Source organism: Duganella aceris (assembly GCF_011090165.1).
Classification (GTDB): Bacteria; Pseudomonadota; Gammaproteobacteria; order Burkholderiales; family Burkholderiaceae_D; genus Rugamonas; species Rugamonas aceris.
On the sequence record NZ_JAADJT010000008.1, the window covers coordinates 55,745 to 73,646 of the forward strand.

The following is a 17,902-nucleotide window of genomic DNA, read 5'->3' on the forward strand; positions in this document are numbered from 1 at the left end:
AAAAAAACTCCTAGACTGAATACCCTGCGGGACTCTTTGGGAGGCGATCATGGAGCTGCATCTGCAATCACATCATTGGCAGGCGCGCGTGCCCGACTGGGCCGCCGCCGCGGTGGCGGGCTTCGGCGCGGGCGGCGTGCTGATGCTGCTGGAACTGGCGTGGTCGGCCTTCATCGCCGGCGGCGATCCGTGGCTGACCTCGCGCCTGATCGCGGCGATGGCGATGAGCGGCGAGGTGCTGCAGACCAGCGGCTACAGCCTGACCGTGCTGGTGGTCGCGTTGCTGGTGCACTACGCGCTGGGGGTGGTGTTCGGCGTGCTGCTGGCGGCGATCATGGCGCCGTTCAATCTCGACTCGAGCAGCGCCATGGCGCTGACGGCGGGCGCGCTGTTCGGCCTGCTGCTATATGTGCTGAACTTTTATGGCATGACCGGGGTCTACGTATGGTTTGTCGAACTGCGTAGCTGGCCCACCGCGATTGCCCATGTCATCTTCGGGATGGCGGCGGCCTTCATTTACCTGAAGCTCGAAAGGCCGGCCAGGCCGCGCTGAACCCGGATCCCGACATGGTGCTAGCACTGGCATTGATCCTGATCGTTGTCGCCGCGCTCGAATTTCATTACATGAGTCCGTGGTGGCTGACGCCCATCGCCTCCAACTGGCAACAGATGGACGATGCGCTGTTGCTGACGTTCGTCATCACCGGCGTCGCCTTCGTGGTCATCAACCTGTTCGTCGCCTATGCGGTGGTCAGGTTCCGGCATCGCGACGGCGTGCGCGCGTCCGCCGACCACGGCAGCAGCAAGCTGGAGTGGTCGCTGGTGATCGCCACCAGCATCGGCATCATCGCCATGCTGGCGCCGGGCTTGTCGGTGTACGCCAAGCTGATCAGTCCGCCGCCGAACGCGATGCTGTTCGAGGTCATGGGGCAGCAATGGCAATGGCATTACCGGCTGCCGGGCAAGGACGGCAAGCTGGGCAGCACCGACGTGCGCTTCATCGGCAACAGCAACCGCTTCGGCATCAACCCGGCCGATCCGGACGGGCAGGACGACCTGCTGGTCGACGGGCAGGAAATCCATGTGCCGCTGCAGCGGCCGGTGCGGGTGATGCTGCGCGCGCAGGACGTGCTGCATGATTTTTACGTGCCGCAGTTCCGCACCCGGATGAACATGGTGCCGGGCATGGTGACCTCGTTCTGGTTCACGCCGACCGCCATCGGCCGCTACGAGGTGATGTGCGCGCAGTTGTGCGGCATCGGGCATTTCAATATGCGCAGTTATGTGGTGGTGGACGAGGCGGCCGACTATGCGCGCTGGCTGGCGGCGCAGCCGACCTTCGCCGCGACGCTGGCGGCGCCGCCCGAGCCGGGCCGGCAGGGACGGCTGCTGGCGCAGTCGCGCGGCTGCGTCGCCTGCCACAGCATCGACGGCAGCGCCAGCGCCGGTCCGACCTGGAAGGGCTTGTACGGCAAGAACGAGATCATGAGCGACGGCAGCGCGATCAAGGTCGACGACGCCTATCTGCGCGAGTCGATCAACAATCCGAAGGCGCACATCGTCAAGGGTTTTGCGCCGATCATGCCGGAGCAACAGTTCAACGCGGCCGACCTGGCGGCGCTGGTGGATTACATCAAGAAGCTGTGAGCGGAGGACGGCATGAGCTACGGCAGCGCGCATGAGCAGAGTTTCTGGACCCGTTACGTGTGGAGCCAGGACCACAAGGTGATCGCCATCCAGTACACCATCACCGCCATCGTGGTTGGCCTGGTGGGGCTGGTGCTGTCCGACCTGATGCGCTTGCAGCTGGGCTTCCCGGGCAAGTTCAGCTTCATCGACGCCAGCGTCTATTACCAGTACATCACCATGCACGGCATGATCATGGTGGTCTACCTGCTGACCGCGCTGTTCCTCGGCGGCTTCGGCAATTACCTGATCCCGCTGATGGTCGGCGCGCGCGACATGGTGTTTCCGTTCCTGAACATGCTCAGCTACTGGTGCTACCTGCTGGCGGTGCTGATCCTGCTGGCCAGCTTCTTCGTGCCGGGCGGGCCGACCGGCGCCGGCTGGACGCTGTATCCGCCGCAGGCGATCCTGCCGGGCACGCCGGGTATGCAGTGGGGCATCATCACCATGCTGGTGTCGCTGGTGGTGTTCATCGTCGCCGCCACCATGGGCGGCTTGAACTATGTGACCACGGTGTTGCAGGCGCGCACGCGCGGCATGACCTTGATGCGCATGCCGCTGACGGTGTGGGGCATCTTCACCGCCACCGTGCTGGCGTTGCTGGCCTTCCCGGCGTTGTTCGTCAGCGGCGTGATGATGTTGTTCGACAAGACGCTCGGCACCAGCTTCTTCATGCCGGCCATCGTCTCGATGGGGCAGCACCTGAACCACCAGGGCGGCAGTCCGCTGCTGTTCCAGCACCTGTTCTGGTTCTTCGGCCATCCGGAGGTGTACATCGTGGCGCTGCCGGCGTTCGGCATCATCTCCGACCTGATCAGCGTGCACGCGCGCAAGCGCATCTTCGGCTACCGCATGATGGTGTGGGCCATCGTCGGCATCGGCGGCCTGAGCTTCGTGGTGTGGGCGCATCATATGTACGTCAGCGGCATGCATCCGTATTTCGGCTTCTTCTTCGCCACCACCACGCTGATCATCGCCGTGCCCACCGCGCTCAAGGTCTACAACTGGACGCTGACGCTGTGGCGCGGCGACATTCATCTGACGGTGCCGATGCTGTTCGCGGTCGGCTTCATCAGCACCTTCGTCATCGGCGGCTTGACCGGACTGTTCCTCGGCAATGTCAGCGTGGACATCCCCTTGTCGAACACGTACTTTGTGGTGGCGCATTTTCATATGGTGATGGGAGTGTCGCCGGTGCTGGCGGTGTTCGGCGGCCTGTATCACTGGTTCCCCAAGGTCACCGGGCGCATGTACGATCCGCTGCTGGGCAAGCTGCATTTCTGGATCACCTTCCTCGGCGCCTACCTGATCTTCTTTCCGATGCATTATCTCGGCTTGCTGGGCATGCCGCGCCGCTACTATGCGTACGACAACTACGCCTTCATTCCGGAATCGGCGCATACGCTGAACGAGTTCATCAGCATTGTCGCGCTGTTCGTCGGCGCGATGCAGTTCCTGTTCCTGCTCAACCTGGCGTGGAGCGCGTTTCGCGGCGAGGCGGCCGGCGGCAACCCGTGGGACGCGGCCAGCCTGGAATGGTTCACGCCGCACACCCCGCCGGGCCACGGCAACTGGGGCGAGGAAACGCCGGTGGTGTATCGCGGCGCCTACGAATACGGCATCCAGGATGGCGACAGCGATTATCTGCCGCAGAACAGTCCGCCGGAGCAGGCGCGCGGTGCGCCGGCCGGCTTGGCGCCCTTGCCGGGCGGAGGAGGGAAATGATGAGCACATCGTTGTATCTGGTGCCGGACCAGGCGGACGACAACGCGGCCAACCGGCGCACCGGCCTGTGGGTGTTCATGGGCGTGGTGGGCATGCTGTTCTTCCTGTTCAGCTGTGCGTATGTGATGCGCATGGGCTTGCCCGATTGGCGGCCGCTGCCGTTCGTGCCGTGGCAATTGTGGCTCAGCACCGCCTTGCTGGCGGCGGCCGGCGTGGCGTGGCGGCGCGGCGCGGTCGGCTGGGGTTGCGTGTTGTCGCTGGCGTTCCTGGCGTCGCAGCTGTGGGCGTGGCGCGCGGCGGATTTCGCGCTGGGCGCCAATCCGGCCAACAGCTTCTTTTACCTGATCACCGGCTTGCACGCACTGCATGTGGCGGGCGGACTGGTGGTGGCCGCCGGGGCGCGGCGCAGCCGCAGCATGGTGCAGCTGTGCGCGCGCTATTGGCACTTCATGCTGGTGCTGTGGCTGGCGATGTTCGGCCTGCTGTTCCGCGTGACGCCGGAACTGGTGCGGCAAGTGTGCGACGCGTTCTGACGGAGGCGGCGATGGACAAGATACCCGCTGGCTGGTCCGGCATGGTGGCCGACTGGGCCGGCGACCGCGAGGCGTTCCGCGTGCCGTGGGGCAAGGCGATGATGTGGATCTTCCTGCTCAGCGACACCTTCATCTTCGGCAGCTTCCTGACCGGCTACATGTCGGTGCGCATCGCGGCGACCGCCGGCTGGCCCAATCCCAGCGAGGTGTTCGCGCTGACGATCGGCGGCGCCAAGCTGCCGCTGATCCTGATCGCGATCATGACCTTCATCCTGATCACCAGCAGCGGCACGATGGCGATGGCGGTCAACTACGCCTACCGCCGCGAACGCGCCGTCTGCGCGCGGCTGATGCTGGCGACCGCGGCGCTGGGGGCGACCTTCGTCTGCATGCAGGCCTTCGAGTGGAGCAAGCTGATCGCGGAGGGCGTGCGGCCGTGGGGCAACCCGGAGGGCGCGGCCCAGTTCGGCGCGTGTTTCTTCATGATCACCGGCTTCCACGGCCTGCACGTGACGGCCGGCGTGATTTACCTGTCGATCGTCGCGGCGCGGGTGCGGCGCGGTTATTACGAACAGGACGGCAATTACGACATCGTCGAGATCGCCGGCTTGTACTGGCACTTCGTCGACCTGGTGTGGGTCTTCATCTTCGCGCTGTTTTATCTGTGGTAGGAGGGCGTCATGGAACAGCAACAGCATCCGATCGGCTTGTATCTGAAAGTGTGGCTGCTGCTGTTTGTGCTGAGCGCGCTGTCGTACATGGTCGACCTGTTCCACCTGCACGGCTATCTGCGCTGGACGCTGATCCTGCTGCTGATGATGGCCAAGGCCGGCCTGATCGTGGCGGTGTTCATGCACCTACGCTGGGAGCGCGCGGCCTTGATGTACGCGATCCTGGCGCCGCCGGCCTGCCTGCTGGTGCTGGCCTGGCTGATGTGGATGGAGTCGGACTACACCTTCCTGACCCGGATGGAATATTTCCGCTGACCTCAGCCTTACGCCTGTTCGGCGGTGCTGGGATCGATGATGGTGCGCACGCGCGCGATGCTGTTGGCGGGGAAGCCGCCCAGCTCCGCGTGGCGCCGCACGGTCGCTTCGTCCGGGGCTTGATAGATGCAGTAGACCTTGTCGTCGGTGACGTAGCTGTGGATCCATTGAATGCTCGGACCCAGTTCATTCAACACATCGCAGGATTTTTGCGAAATCGCCTGCAATTCGGCGGCGGCCAGGATACCCGCGCCGGGTATCTCGCGCTCGATGACAAACTTCGGCATGATGTTCTCCTTGGACCGGTAGGTATCGTTGCAGTCTAGTGCAAATGATCGCGATTGCAATCATGCCGAAAGCGACAGCTCAGCCGCCGCCGGCGTAACCGTTCTGGCGCCAGGCTTCGAACACGACGACAGAGACGGTGCTAGCGAAGTTCAGGTTTAGACGACCGAGGTCGATACCCAGCGTCTGACCGTTTTCCCGCTTGAGTCCTCGGTCTTAATCCACTGGCCTTGATAAGGTGTGTGATGAGTGACCATCTTGAAGTCTTGGGAGTTGCGAGTGAGTACCGTTCGACCGGTGATGAAGCAGTCGCGGCGATAATCGAGTCAGGCAGACGCTTTCTTCCATGTCCGTGGCCGCTGGTCGGATTCTTGTTGAACGCCGCAGTCAGCTTGAATCGACATGGCTTTCAAGCACAGAGACTGCGTCAGGAACCCCACCCAGCGCATCGATCCAAATGTTGGTATCGATGATGACTGGTTTGTCGATTACCATGTTTCACGTATCTGAGTTTGGTACTCAACGCCGTCTACAGGGCCGCCTTCGCGATCCTTCCACAGGCCTGCAATCATTCTTACTGCCTTGTGGTGCATCGCCAGGCGTTCCGTCCTCAGTTGGGCTTTGGATTTGGCGGGTTGCATTGAATCGGAAGTTGGTGGCTTCTTATTATTTCGACGCGACGTCAAGCCCAATTTTTTTGCTTTTGCTGTCATATCCATAATTTACTCCAATGCTCTCACTGCACCGCTATGGTCTATACATTACCACCGACTTAAAAAATTAGCACAGGCATCGCATCTTTCAGGCGCCGCCGTCGTAGCCGTTCTGGCGCCAGGCTTCGAACACCACCACGGCGACGGTGTTGGACAGGTTCAGGCTGCGGTTGTCGGGACGCATCGGCAGGCGGATGCGTTGCGCCGGCGGGAAATTTTCGCGCAATGCCGGAGGCAGGCCGCTGGTCTCGGAGCCGAACACGAACACGTCGCCCGGCTGGAAGCTGGCTTGCGCGAACGGCGACGAGCCGTGCGTGGTCATCGCGAACATGCGCGCCGGGTCCGGTTGCAGCTCGGTCAGGAAGGCTTGCCAGTCGGCGTGCACTTTCATCTTGGCGTACTCGTGGTAGTCGAGGCCGGCGCGTTTGAGTTTCGAGTCCTCCAGCGGGAAGCCCAGCGGTTCGATCAGATGCAGCTGGGCGCCGGTGTTGGCGCACAGGCGGATGACGTTGCCGGTGTTGGGCGGGATTTCCGGGTGGACCAGGACGACGTGGAACAAGGCGATTCTCCTCAGATGAATGTATTCAATGCGTTCAATGCGGCGGCGTGCGGGCGAACACCAGGTTGCTCACGCGCGCGGCGCCGTGGCGCTTCAATGTTGCCGCCAGTTCGTTCAGGGTGCGGCCGCTGGTCATGACGTCGTCGACGACGCCGATGTGGCGGCCCTGCACCAGCGCCGGATCCGCGATGGCGAAGGCGCCGGCGATGTTTTGCTGGCGCAGCTCCGGCGCGACGCTGCTTTGCGCCGCCGTTTCGCGTACCCGGCTGATCAGGCGCGGATGCAGTGCGACGCCAAGTCCGCGCGCCAGCGGTTTGGCGATTTCCAGCGACTGGTTGTAGCCGCGTTCGGCCAGCCGGCGCGGGCCCAGCGGCACCGGGCAGAGCAGGGCGGGCAGCACGAAGCCGGGCTGCAGCAGCACGGCGTCGCGCAGCAGGCGGGCGAACAGCGCCGCCAGCGCCAGCCTGTGGCCGAATTTCAGTTGCAGCACCAGCTGGTCGATCGGCAGCGCGTAATCCGCCGCGACCAGCGTGACGTCGAACGCCGGCGGATGGACGCGGCATGCGCCGCACAGCTGGCTTGCAACCGCGCCGCGCAGCGCCAAGGCGTTGTCCAGCGGCGAACCGGCGGCCGGCAAGTCCGTCGCGGCGGCCAGCGACGAACCGGTGGCCAGCGAGGAACCGGTGGCAGGCGACGAACCGGTGGCAGGCGACGATCCGGTGGCAGGCGGCGATCCGGCGGCGGCGGCGACCAGCGGCGAAGCTGCGGCGGCCGGCGAGCCCGTCACCGCGCCCGGCAGCGGGTTGGCGCAGCGGGGACAGCGGGGCGCAGCGTCGCGCTGGCTGCCGAAAAACTGGGCGGCGCAGCCGGCGCACAACAGCTCGTCGCTGTCGCCGGCGTCCTGCGCCCTGTGCAGCTGGCCGCACAGGGCGCAGGACGCCGGCAGCAGGCCGCGCAACAGCGCCGCGCCGCTCGCGTGCAACACGCCGCGCAGCGCGCCGTGCGCGGAAACGGCCATCGCGCCGCGTCTTGCATACCCAGCCAGCTTGCCATTCATGCCACGCTCCCGGCCAAAAAACGCGGCGGTCGGCGTCGCGTTCGCGTTCAACCATGTACACTGCCGACATTATCGCATTTCACCAGACCGTACTATGGAAGTCCCCGCAAATCCCCCCAAATTGAGCGCCCCGATCGACCTGGAACGCGTGCGCCGCCTGTTTTCCCGTCCCGACCGGATCGCCGCCGCCGATTTCCTGCGCCGCGAAATCTCCTCGCGCATGTTCGACCGGCTGGAATTGATCAAAATCGCCCCGCAGCGCGTGCTGGATGCCGGCTGCGGCGTCGGCGCCGACCTGGCGCCGCTGCAAAAATCCTATCCGGCCGCCCAGATCCTGGGCCTGGACGCCGCCGAGCCGATGATCCGCGCGGCGCGGGGGCCGGCGGCGGCCAGGCAATCGTCGCTGAACCAGTTGCTGAGCAAGCTGCTGCCGGCCAAGACCGGCGTCGACCTGATCTGCGGCGATTTTTCCGATCTGCCGCTGGCGCCGAACTCGGTCGACCTGGTCTGGTCCAACCTGGCGCTGCATTGGCACCCGCAGCCGCACCGCGTGTTCGCCGAATGGCGCCGCGTACTGCGCGTCAACAGCCTGCTGATGTTTTCGTGCTTCGGCCCGGACACCTTCCGCGAACTGCGCGCCGCCTTCGCCGAGGCCGACCTGGCCGAGCACGTGCTGCCCTTCGTCGACATGCACGACTTCGGCGACCAGCTGGTGCAGGTCGGATTCTCGACCCCGGTGCTGGACATGGAAGTCATCACCGTCACCTACGACACGCCCGAGGCGCTGCTGGCCGACGTGCGCGCCATGGGCGGCAATCCGCTGTCGACGCTGCGCCGCAGCCTGATGGGCAAGCAAGCCTGGCGCCGCATGCTGGCCGCGCTGGAGCGCGGACGCCGTCCCGACGGCAAACTGGGCCTGAGTTTCGAGGTGATCTACGGTCACGCCTTCCGGCCGGCGCCGAAAGTGACGTCCAAGGGCGAGGCCATCATCCGCTTCGATTTGCCCCGCAAGCCGCGCCAGTAGCGGGTTTGCGGAAATGGTGCGTTGCACACTGTGGTAAAGCTGAGTGCGCCCGGCGACACACAATAGTTGTGAAATGGATTATTTCTTGATGCTCGTCGTTGTTGTTCTATATAATCATTCACTAATTTTGCCAGCCTGTCATTTCGCCAGCTATAAACCAGCGAGTGGAAGGCGGTGTCGGCAAATACGAGCACGAACGAGCATTTGAATTAAGCAGAATCGAGCGTTGGCGTTGTTCCTGAGCAGTATGTAGGGGCGGCGCGGATGTTCTCAAGGTCCCGCAGCGGCCCGCGTTGAAAAAACCGGGCAGCATGGGGCCTGAAGTTGTTTAAGGAGCGGCGCCGGTTCAGTTCACCGAAATCCGGAGTCGTTAAAAAAATAAATTTTTTAATTTCTTGGGTGGTTGGGGAAAACATGAAACATGCGAAGCGACTTCAATCGTTGATGCTCGGGCTGGCCATCCTGGCAGCCGGAATCCCAGCGTGGGCAGCTGACACCGCAGCAGGTACCTATGCCGCAGCGACCGGCGGCACCGGCGGCCCCGTCGCCGGCCAGATCAACCTGCAACCCCCAGCGACGCAGATCGCGACCGAAATCTACAGCCTGCACAACTGGATGATGATCGTCTGCCTGGTCATCTTCTTCGCCGTGTTCGGCGTGATGTTCTACTCCATCTTCAAGCACCGCAAATCGCTGGGCCACAAGCCGGCCACCTTCCACGAATCGACCGCCGTTGAAATCGCCTGGACCGTGGTGCCGTTCCTGATCGTGATCGGCATGGCGCTGCCCGCCACCCGCACCGTGGTCGGCATGAAGGACACCTCCAACGCCGACATCACCATCAAGGCCACCGGCATGCAGTGGAAGTGGGGCTACGACTACCTGAAGGGCGAGGGCGAGGGCATTTCCTTCCTGTCCAACCTGTCGACCCCGCGTTCGCAAGTGGGCGCGCCCGGCTTCGAGCCGACCGAGAAGCGCGGCGACAACTACCTGATGGAAGTCGACAACGAGATCGTGGTGCCGGTGAAGAAGAAAATCCGCGTGGTCACCACCGCCAACGACGTGATCCACTCGTGGTCGATCCCGGCCTTCGGCGTCAAGCAGGATGCGATTCCCGGCTTCGTGCGCGACACCTGGTTCCGCGCCGAACACACCGGCACCTATCGCGGCTACTGCTCCGAGCTGTGCGGCAAGGAACACGCGTTCATGCCGATCGTGGTCAAGGTCGTCACCGACGCCGAGTACACCGCCTGGGTCGACGGCAAGAAAAAGGAAATGGCCGCGCTGGCCGACGATCCGAACAAGACCTGGACCATCGACGAGCTGAAAACCAAGGGCGAAAAAGTCTACACCACCAATTGCGTGGTCTGCCACCAGGCCAACGGCAAGGGCGTACCGGGCGCGTTCGCGCCGCTGGACGGCTCCGAAGTGGTCAATGGCCCCAAAGCCGAACAGATCAACGTTCTGCTGCACGGCAAGAAGAGCGGCAAGTACTCCGCCGAGATGCCGGGCTGGAAACAGCTGTCGGACACCGACATCGCCGCCGTCATCACCTATACCCGTAACAGCTGGTCGAACAAGGCCGCCGAAAACATCGTTCAACCAGCCGAAGTTGTGGCTGCACGTAAGTAATCAGGAGCGTTACAAATGAGCACAAGCACCCTGGATCACGCACACGATCACGCCCATGACCATGCGCACGACCATCCGCATGGATTGTCGCGCTGGCTGTTCGCCACCAACCATAAAGACATCGGTACGCTGTACCTGTGGTTCGCCTTCGTCATGCTGCTGTCCGGCGGCGTGCTGGCGCTGATGATCCGCACCGAGCTGTTCCAGCCCGGCCTGCAGTTCTTCCAGCCGGAGTTCTTCAACCAGCTGACCACCATGCACGGCCTGGTGATGGTGTTCGGCGCCATCATGCCGGCCTTCGTCGGCTTCGCCAACTGGATGATCCCGCTGCAGATCGGCGCCTCCGACATGGCGTTCGCCCGCATGAACAACTTCTCGTTCTGGCTGCTGCCGCCGGCCGCGCTGCTGCTGGCGACCTCGTTCCTGGTGCCGGGCGGCGCCACCGCCGCCGGCTGGACGCTGTACGCGCCGCTGTCGACCCAGATGGGACCGGGCATGGACATGGCGATCTTCGCCATGCACCTGATGGGCGCCTCGTCGATCATGGGCTCGATCAACATCATCGTCACCATCCTCAACATGCGCGCGCCGGGCATGACGCTGATGCGCATGCCGATGTTCTGCTGGACCTGGCTGATCACCGCCTACCTGCTGATCGCCGTGATGCCGGTGCTGGCCGGCGCCATCACCATGACGCTGACCGACCGCCACTTCGGCACCACCTTCTTTAACGCGGCCGCCGGCGGCGACCCGGTCATGTACCAGCACATCTTCTGGTTCTTCGGCCACCCCGAGGTGTACATCATGATTCTGCCGGCGTTCGGCATCGTCTCGCAGATCCTGCCGGCCTTCGCCCGCAAGCAGCTGTTCGGCTACGCCTCGATGGTGTACGCCACCGCCTCGATCGCGATCCTGTCGTTCATCGTCTGGGCCCACCACATGTTCACCACCGGCATGCCGGTGACCTCGCAGCTGTTCTTCATGTACGCCACCATGCTGATCGCGGTGCCGACCGGCGTCAAAGTGTTCAACTGGATCGCCACCATGTGGAAGGGCTCGATGACCTTTGAAACCCCGATGCTGTTCTCGGTCGGCTTCATCTTCGTGTTCACCATCGGCGGTTTCACCGGCCTGATCCTGGCCGTGACCCCGATCGACATCCAGCTGCAAGATACGTATTACGTGGTCGCCCACTTCCACTACGTGCTGGTGGCCGGCTCGCTGTTCGCGCTGTTCGCCGGCTTCTACTACTGGTCGCCGAAATGGACCGGCCACATGTACAACGAAACCATGGGCAAGACCCACTTCTGGCTGTCGCTGATCAGCTTCAACGTCACCTTCTTCCCGATGCACTTCCTGGGGCTGGCCGGCATGCCGCGCCGCTACGCCGACTACTCGGCGCAGTTCACCGACTACAACATGGTCGCCACCATCGGCGCCTTCGGTTTCGGCCTGTCGCAAGTGTTCTTCCTGTTCTGCGTGGTGCTGCCGACCATTCGCGGCGGCAAGAAGGCGGAAGCCAAGCCATGGGAAGGCGCCGAAGGGCTGGAGTGGACCGTGCCGTCGCCGGCGCCGTTCCACACCTTTGAAACGCCACCGCAGTTCAAATAACCATGGCCGAACAAAAGAAACCGAACAACCTCAAGACCGCCCTGTTGCTGGGCGGGCTGGTGCTGTTCTTCTTCGCCTCGGTGTTCGTCAAGCGCATCTGGCTGAGCTGACGTGAGCGAAGAACAGGAAACACGCGGCTTGAACCGCACGCTGCTGGGCAAGCTGATCGTCATCGCCATCCTGATGTTCGGCTTCGCCTACGCCTTGAACCCGTTCTACCGCCAGATCTGCGAAGCGCTGGGGCTGAACGTGTTGACGCAGCAGGATGGCACGGTCGCGCTGGACCAGAACACCCAGGTCGACAAGAGCCGCGACGTGGTCATCGAGTTCGACGGCAATGCGCAAGGCCCGTGGCGCTTCCGGCCGACGGTCAACACCATGACCGTCCACCCGGGCGAGCTGAACACGGTGATGTACGAGGTGGTCAATACGCAGAACCGCGAGATGAACGCGCAGGCCATTCCGAGCTACGCGCCGCAGAACGCGATGCAGCACTTCAAGAAAGTCGAATGCTTCTGCTTCAAGCAGCAGACGCTGAAACCGAACGAGGCGCGGCAGATGCCGGTGGTATTCTTCATCGATCCGAAGCTGCCGAGGGATGTGAAGACCATCACGCTGTCGTACACCTTCTTTGAAGTCGGCGGCGGCCTGGTCAAGACCGCGGCAAACGAAAGCGCAGGGAATGGAACCGCCAAAAGATAAACCGCAGCAAGCGTCTTTCATGTATGCGATGAAGGCGGTGATCTGGTCGTTCTTCGGCCTGCGCCGCAAAAGCGATTTCGAGACGGATTCGGCCAAGCTGAACCCGCTGCACATCGTGATCGCCGCCGTGCTGGCCGTGGCCCTGTTCATCGGGTTGCTGATTACAATCGTCAAATTAGTCGTGTCTAAGTAACGTGTCTAAGTAAATTAGGGAGATGAAGATGAGTTCGCATAACGCCACGGCGCCGTATTACTTTGTACCAGGTCCATCCAAATGGCCGCTGTTCGCCGGCATCTCGCTGCTGGTGACGATGATCGGCGCCTCGGCGTGGGTCAACGACGCCTCCTGGGGCCCGGCGGTCAACTTCGTCGGCCTGGCCGCCGTCATCGCCGTGCTGTACTTCTGGTTCGGCGACGCCATCAAGGAATCCGAATCCGGCCAGTACAGCCAGCGCATCGACCACTCGTACCGCTGGTCGATGGCCTGGTTCATCTTCTCCGAGGTGATGTTCTTCGGCGCCTTCTTCGGCGCGCTGTTCTACGCCCGCACCATCACCATGCCGTGGCTGGGCGACCTGGACCACAAGTTCATCTGGCCGGACTTCGCCGCGCACTGGGGCAACACCGGCCCGGCCGGCGTGGTCGAGTCGTTCAAGACCATGGGCCCGTTCCCGATCCCGACCATCAACACCGCGCTGCTGCTGACCTCGGGCCTGACGCTGACCATCTCGCACCACGCGCTGCGTGCCGGCCACCGCGCGCAGACCGCGATCTGGCTGTTCGCCACCGTGCTGCTGGGCGCCGTCTTCATGGGCTTCCAGGCCTACGAATACATGCACGCCTACAGCGAGCTGAATCTGAAGCTGACCTCGGGCGTGTACGGTTCGACCTTCTTCATGCTGACCGGCTTCCACGGTTTCCACGTGACGATGGGCGCGATCATGCTGTCGGTGGTGCTGTACCGCGTGCTCAAGGGTCACTTCACGCCGGAGAATCACTTCGCGTTCGAAGGCGCGGCCTGGTATTGGCACTTCGTCGACGTGGTCTGGCTGGGTCTGTACGTCGTGGTGTACTGGCTGTAAGCCAGCCGTAACGGCGCTATAATCCGCTGTAAGAAAGCCGCATACGGGGCGTTCCCGGATGCGGCTTTTTTCATGCGCTTCAGGTACGGATGCCGGTCGGGTGGATGTAGCCCAGCTTGTAGGCGACCAGGATCAGCACGAACAGCGTGATCGACAGGCCGACCCGCAGCGCCAGCGCGTTGACGGTGTTGCTGCTCTTGCCCTTGTCGCGCATCAGGAAAAAGAATGCCGCGCCCAGGCTGCCGAGGATCAGGATGAACGCAACGATGGCGACGGCAATTTTCATAATCGGACCGGACGGGTGGATGGACAGGATTCTATTGTAATGCGTATCAGCTTCCGCTTTAAATTGATTCCCTTCATCGCCACGGTGCTGGTGGTGGCGCTCGGCATTTCGCTGGGCAACTGGCAGGAACGCCGCGCCGCGCAAAAGCTGGCCTTGCAGGCGCGGCTGGCCGACGGCAACGCCGCCGCGCCGCTGACCCTGGACGGCAAGCCGATCGCGGCCGAGGCGGTCGAGTTCCGCCGCGTCGCCATGCGCGGCGAGTTCGTGCGCGACTGGCCGCTGTACCTGGAAAACCGTCCTTACCAGGGCCGCGCCGGGTTTTATTTGCTGATGCCGTTTAAAATTACGGGATCCGGCATGCACGTGCTGGTCGAGCGCGGCTGGTTGCCGCGCGATCCGGCGGCGCGCGACAAGTTGCCGGACTACGCCACGCCGCAGGGCGAGGTGGCGCTGCAAGGCGTGGCGCGGCTGAACGCCGGCCGCGTCATGCAGCTGGGCACGGTGCCGGTGCTGACGCCAAGCGCGATCGTGCTCAACGCCGATCCGCTGCAGCTGGCCAAGGACAGCGGCATGACCATGCAGCCGTTCGTGGTCGAGCAGGGTGCCGCGCCGCTGCCGGCCGGCGACGACGCGCGCATCGTGCGCGACTGGCCGGCGCCGTCGCTGGGCGTGGAAAAACATCAGGGCTACGCCTTCCAGTGGTACGCGCTGGCGGCGATGGCGGTTATCTTCTTTGTAGTGAATGGATGCAGACGTGGAAAAACATAGCAATTCCGCAGGACGCTGGAAACTGTTGGCCGTGCTGGCCGTATGCGCCGCGCCGTTGATCGCGTCCTACTTCACCTATTACGTCGTCAAGCCGAAAGGCGGCGTGACCAACTACGGCGCGCTGATCGATCCGCGCGCGCATCCGATCCCGGCCATGGCCAGCACCACGCTGGACGGCAAGCCGGCCACGCTGGACGACTACAAGGGCAAGTGGATCATGCTCAAGGTCGGCCCGTCCGAGTGTCTGCAGGAATGCCAGGACCAGCTGTTCGCGATGCGCCAGCTGCGCACCATGCAGGGCAAGGGCATGGAACGCATCGAGCGGGTGTGGATGATCACCGACCAGCAGCCGCTGGAAACGCTGCTGCTGCGCGTCAACGACGGCACCCGCATGCTGCGCGCGCCGGCCGGCGTGATCGACAAGTGGCTGCCGCTGGAAGGCGGCGCCGGCGACCGCGCCGCCGACCACGTCTACCTGATCGACCCGCTGGGCAACCTGATGATGCGCTTCCCGAAAGGCGCGGTCTCCAGCGATGTCGAGAAGGTCAAGAAGGTCAACAAGGACATCGCCAAACTGCTGAAGGCTTCCGCGATAGGGTAATCATGCACCTCACACTCGCTCAAATGGCCGTCACGGCGCTGCTGGTGGCGCTGCTGCCGGCGGCCATCGTCTGGACCTCGTCGGACGCCAACAAATACCGCAAGCTGGTGTGGGTCAGCGTGTTCCTGACCTTCGACCTGATCGTGTTCGGCGCCTTCACCCGGCTCACCGATTCCGGCCTCGGCTGTCCCGACTGGCCGGGCTGCTACGGCCTGGCCAATCCCTTCCTGGCGCACGATGAAATCAAGGCCGCCGAGGCGCTGATGCCGAGCGGACCGGTGACGCTGGTCAAGGCCTGGATCGAGATGATCCACCGCTACCTGGCGATGGCGATCGGGGTGCTGATCGTGGCGATGATGGCGCAAGCCTGGTATCAATGGAACAAGTCCAAGGGCGCGCGCGCCGAGTACGCGCCGGGTCTGCCGACCTTGCTGTTCTTCTTCGTCTGCCTGCAGGGCGCGTTCGGCGCCTGGACCGTGACCTTGAAGCTGCAACCGGTGATCGTCACCATGCACCTGCTGCTGGGCATGGGCTTGCTGGCGCTGCTGGTCTGGTACGGCGGCCGGCAAGACCAGTTGAGCGCGACCACGCGCGCGGTGGTCAGCGCCTCGCCGCCGGCGATGCGCAAGATCCGGTTGCTGGCCGGCGCCTCGGCCGCGCTGTTGCTGCTGCAGCTGGCGCTGGGCGGCTGGACCAGCACCAACTACGCCACGCTGGCCTGTACCGATTTCCCGCTGTGCGGCGGCAAGCTGGTGCCGGAGATGGACTTCGAGCACGGCTTCAGCCTGTGGCGCGAGCTGGGCAAGACCGCCGCCGGCCACTATCTGCCGTTCTCGGCGCTGACCGCGATCCACTGGGTGCACCGCAACGTCGGCCTGCTGGTGGCGCTGGTGGCCGGCTACACCGCCTGGCGCGCGTGGGACCACGCCGCGCTGCACAAGACCGCCCGCTATCTCGCCATCACGCTGGGGGTGCAGATCGCCAGCGGCGTCGCCACCATCTACCTGAGCTTCCCGCTGACCATCGCGGTGTTGCACAACGCCGGTGCGGCGATGCTGGTACTTTTGCTGACCATGTTAAACTACAAGGCTAAGCACCAATACGATATTGCAAAAAAGGCAGCCTCCAGCGCCGCATTTCCGCCCGGCTCGCCTATCCGGCAAGCCGGCAACCATAAGCACCAATGACCACTCACACCGCCACATCCAAATCCGCCAGCCGCGCCTCCGAATTCTGGGCGCTGACCAAGCCGCGCGTCACCTTGATGGCCGTCTTCTGCGCCGTGATCGGCATGTTCCTGGCCGTGGACGGCATCCCGGACTGGCGCATCCTGGTGTTCGGCACCGTCGGCATCTGGCTGCTGACCGGCGCCGCGTTCGCCGTCAACTGCCTGGCCGAGCGCGAAATCGACGCCCGCATGGCGCGCACCGCGCGTCGTCCGATGGCGCTGGGCAGCATCACCGTCACGCAGACGGTGATCTTCGCCCTCGTCATCGGCGGCGCCGGCATGTGGATACTGCATACGCTGGTGAACCCGCTGACGATGTGGCTGACCTTCGTCACCTTCCTCGGCTACGCCATCATCTACACCATGATCCTGAAGCCGTCGACGCCGCAGAACATCGTCATCGGCGGCCTGTCGGGCGCGATGCCGCCGGCGCTCGGCTGGGCGGCGGTCGCCAACGAAGTGCCGATGCAGGCCTGGCTGCTGGTGATGATCATCTTCGTCTGGACCCCGCCGCATTTTTGGGCGCTGGCGCTGTACCGCCGCGACGATTACGCCAAGTCCGGCCTGCCGATGCTGCCGGTCACGCACGGCATGCAGTTCACGCAATTCCACGTCTGGCTGTACTCGATCGCGCTGGCCGCCACCACCTTGCTGCCGTGGATCGTGCGCATGAGCGGGCTGATCTACCTGGTCAGCGCCATCATCCTGAACGCCGTGTTCCTGAACCACGCCTGGAAAATCTACCGCCACTACACCGACCTGATCGCCCGCAAGGCCTTCACCTGGTCGATCATCTACCTGACGCTGCTGTTCATCGCGCTGCTGGTGGACCACTACATCAAGCTATGAAAAAACTTCTCGCGCTGGCCCTGACATTCCTGTTGCTGGCCGCCTGCGGCGAGAAGCCCTCGGTTCAATTCCAGAACACCGACCTGACCGGTGCCTCGTTCGGCCGCGACTTCGCGCTGACCGACCACACCGGCAAGCCGCGCACCATGGCCGATTTCAAGGGCAAGGTGGTGATCATGTTCTTCGGCTATACGCAATGCCCGGACGTGTGCCCGACCACCATGGCCGAGATGTCGGCGGTGATGAAGGAACTGGGTCCGCAGGCCGGGCAGGTGCAGGTGCTGTTCGTCACCGTCGACCCGGAGCGCGACACGCAGCAGTTGCTGGCCGAGTACGTGCCGGCCTTCGACCAGCGTTTCCTCGGCCTGCGCGGCACGGCCGAACAGACCGCCGCCGTCGGCAAGGAATTCAAGGTTTTGTACAGCAAGGTGCCGGGCAAGGAGCCGGGCAGCTATTCGATGGACCATACCGCCGCCAGCTATGTGTTCGACAAGCAGGGCAAGATCCGGCTGCTGATCCGTCCGGGCCAGGGACCGGCGTCGACGGTGCATGACCTGAAGCTGTTGTTGTCCTGA

22 protein-coding genes are annotated in these 17,902 nt (G+C 63.7%); 17 read left to right on the top strand and 5 right to left on the bottom strand.

Features of this window, described 5'->3' with window-relative positions; all coding sequences use genetic code 11:
* Positions 1-49: 49 nt before the first annotated feature.
* The 6 genes from GW587_RS17855 to GW587_RS17880 are packed head-to-tail and all read left to right on the top strand — an operon-like array spanning position 50 to position 4,930.
* Complete coding sequence (locus GW587_RS17855) at positions 50-553, top strand: hypothetical protein (RefSeq protein ID WP_166105708.1); 504 nt, start codon at positions 50-52, stop codon at positions 551-553.
* A 14-nt stretch (positions 554-567) separates the two neighbouring features.
* Positions 568-1,647: a cytochrome c oxidase subunit II gene (locus tag GW587_RS17860; RefSeq protein WP_166105710.1), complete on the top strand. Its 1,080-nt coding sequence runs from the start codon at positions 568-570 to the stop codon at positions 1,645-1,647.
* Positions 1,648-1,659: 12 nt separating this feature from the next.
* A complete protein-coding gene (locus GW587_RS17865) occupies positions 1,660-3,411 on the top strand; it encodes a cytochrome c oxidase subunit I (RefSeq protein ID WP_166105712.1) in 1,752 nt (583 codons plus the stop codon).
* Positions 3,408-3,944 (top strand): cytochrome c oxidase subunit 3 family protein, encoded by a 537-nt coding sequence (locus tag GW587_RS17870; RefSeq protein WP_229259523.1) that lies wholly within the window; start codon positions 3,408-3,410, stop codon positions 3,942-3,944. The genes GW587_RS17865 and GW587_RS17870 overlap by 4 nt, the downstream gene beginning before the upstream one ends.
* 11 nt (positions 3,945-3,955) lie before the next feature.
* A complete protein-coding gene (locus GW587_RS17875; RefSeq protein WP_166105713.1) occupies positions 3,956-4,615 on the top strand; it encodes a heme-copper oxidase subunit III family protein in 660 nt (219 codons plus the stop codon).
* A 9-nt stretch (positions 4,616-4,624) separates the two neighbouring features.
* The gene (locus tag GW587_RS17880; protein WP_166105715.1) at positions 4,625-4,930 is read left to right on the top strand and encodes a cytochrome C oxidase subunit IV family protein; all 306 of its coding nucleotides are present in this window, start codon (positions 4,625-4,627) and stop codon (positions 4,928-4,930) included.
* 8 nt (positions 4,931-4,938) lie between these two features.
* On the opposite strand, the gene GW587_RS17885 is transcribed toward GW587_RS17880, so the two are convergent.
* From GW587_RS17885 to GW587_RS31870, 4 genes are all read right to left on the bottom strand, one after another.
* The gene (locus GW587_RS17885) at positions 4,939-5,217 is read right to left on the bottom strand and encodes a DUF4242 domain-containing protein (RefSeq protein WP_166105717.1); all 279 of its coding nucleotides are present in this window, start codon (positions 5,215-5,217) and stop codon (positions 4,939-4,941) included.
* A 486-nt stretch (positions 5,218-5,703) separates the two neighbouring features.
* Positions 5,704-5,934: a hypothetical protein gene (locus GW587_RS17890; RefSeq protein WP_166105718.1), complete on the bottom strand. Its 231-nt coding sequence runs from the start codon at positions 5,932-5,934 to the stop codon at positions 5,704-5,706.
* 82 nt (positions 5,935-6,016) lie between these two features.
* A complete protein-coding gene (trmL, locus tag GW587_RS17895; RefSeq protein WP_166105720.1) occupies positions 6,017-6,487 on the bottom strand; it encodes a tRNA (uridine(34)/cytosine(34)/5-carboxymethylaminomethyluridine(34)-2'-O)-methyltransferase TrmL in 471 nt (156 codons plus the stop codon).
* Between the two features lie 34 nt (positions 6,488-6,521).
* Positions 6,522-7,544, bottom strand: coding sequence for a ComFC family protein (locus GW587_RS31870; RefSeq protein ID WP_371875612.1), 1,023 nt, complete (start codon positions 7,542-7,544; stop codon positions 6,522-6,524).
* 94 nt (positions 7,545-7,638) lie between these two features.
* On the opposite strand from GW587_RS31870, the gene GW587_RS17910 reads away from it, so the two are divergent.
* The 6 genes from GW587_RS17910 to GW587_RS17935 all read left to right on the top strand — a co-directional run bounded on the left by GW587_RS17910 (position 7,639) and on the right by GW587_RS17935 (position 13,595).
* Complete coding sequence (locus GW587_RS17910; RefSeq protein ID WP_166105722.1) at positions 7,639-8,568, top strand: methyltransferase domain-containing protein; 930 nt, start codon at positions 7,639-7,641, stop codon at positions 8,566-8,568.
* A gap of 414 nt (positions 8,569-8,982) precedes the next feature.
* Positions 8,983-10,200 (top strand): cytochrome c oxidase subunit II, encoded by a 1,218-nt coding sequence (coxB, locus tag GW587_RS17915; RefSeq protein WP_166105724.1) that lies wholly within the window; start codon positions 8,983-8,985, stop codon positions 10,198-10,200.
* Between the two features lie 15 nt (positions 10,201-10,215).
* Positions 10,216-11,811, top strand: coding sequence for a cytochrome c oxidase subunit I (gene ctaD / locus GW587_RS17920; protein WP_166105726.1), 1,596 nt, complete (start codon positions 10,216-10,218; stop codon positions 11,809-11,811).
* 111 nt (positions 11,812-11,922) lie between these two features.
* Positions 11,923-12,513 (top strand): cytochrome c oxidase assembly protein, encoded by a 591-nt coding sequence (locus tag GW587_RS17925; RefSeq protein ID WP_166105727.1) that lies wholly within the window; start codon positions 11,923-11,925, stop codon positions 12,511-12,513.
* Positions 12,494-12,706 carry a DUF2970 domain-containing protein gene (locus tag GW587_RS17930; protein WP_166105729.1) on the top strand — a complete coding sequence of 71 codons (213 nt, stop codon included), beginning with the start codon at positions 12,494-12,496 and terminating at the stop codon, positions 12,704-12,706. The genes GW587_RS17925 and GW587_RS17930 overlap by 20 nt, the downstream gene beginning before the upstream one ends.
* Before the next feature lie 28 nt (positions 12,707-12,734).
* Positions 12,735-13,595 carry a cytochrome c oxidase subunit 3 gene (locus GW587_RS17935; RefSeq protein ID WP_166105731.1) on the top strand — a complete coding sequence of 287 codons (861 nt, stop codon included), beginning with the start codon at positions 12,735-12,737 and terminating at the stop codon, positions 13,593-13,595.
* A gap of 79 nt (positions 13,596-13,674) precedes the next feature.
* On the opposite strand, the gene GW587_RS17940 is transcribed toward GW587_RS17935, so the two are convergent.
* Positions 13,675-13,881, bottom strand: coding sequence for a twin transmembrane helix small protein (locus GW587_RS17940; RefSeq protein WP_166105733.1), 207 nt, complete (start codon positions 13,879-13,881; stop codon positions 13,675-13,677).
* Positions 13,882-13,920: 39 nt separating this feature from the next.
* On the opposite strand from GW587_RS17940, the gene GW587_RS17945 reads away from it, so the two are divergent.
* Genes GW587_RS17945 through GW587_RS17965 form a run of 5 tightly spaced genes read left to right on the top strand, consistent with a single transcriptional unit; the run spans position 13,921 to position 17,902 of the window.
* Positions 13,921-14,649, top strand: coding sequence for an SURF1 family protein (locus GW587_RS17945; RefSeq protein WP_166105735.1), 729 nt, complete (start codon positions 13,921-13,923; stop codon positions 14,647-14,649).
* Positions 14,624-15,250, top strand: a complete 627-nt coding sequence (locus tag GW587_RS17950) for an SCO family protein (RefSeq protein ID WP_166105737.1) — start codon at positions 14,624-14,626, stop codon at positions 15,248-15,250. Before GW587_RS17945 ends, GW587_RS17950 begins: the two co-directional genes overlap by 26 nt.
* Before the next feature lie 2 nt (positions 15,251-15,252).
* Positions 15,253-16,437 carry a COX15/CtaA family protein gene (locus GW587_RS17955; protein ID WP_229259524.1) on the top strand — a complete coding sequence of 395 codons (1,185 nt, stop codon included), beginning with the start codon at positions 15,253-15,255 and terminating at the stop codon, positions 16,435-16,437.
* Positions 16,434-17,327: a heme o synthase gene (gene cyoE / locus GW587_RS17960; protein WP_166105739.1), complete on the top strand. Its 894-nt coding sequence runs from the start codon at positions 16,434-16,436 to the stop codon at positions 17,325-17,327. Before GW587_RS17955 ends, cyoE begins: the two co-directional genes overlap by 4 nt.
* Positions 17,324-17,902, top strand: coding sequence for an SCO family protein (locus GW587_RS17965; RefSeq protein WP_166105741.1), 579 nt, complete (start codon positions 17,324-17,326; stop codon positions 17,900-17,902). The genes cyoE and GW587_RS17965 overlap by 4 nt, the downstream gene beginning before the upstream one ends.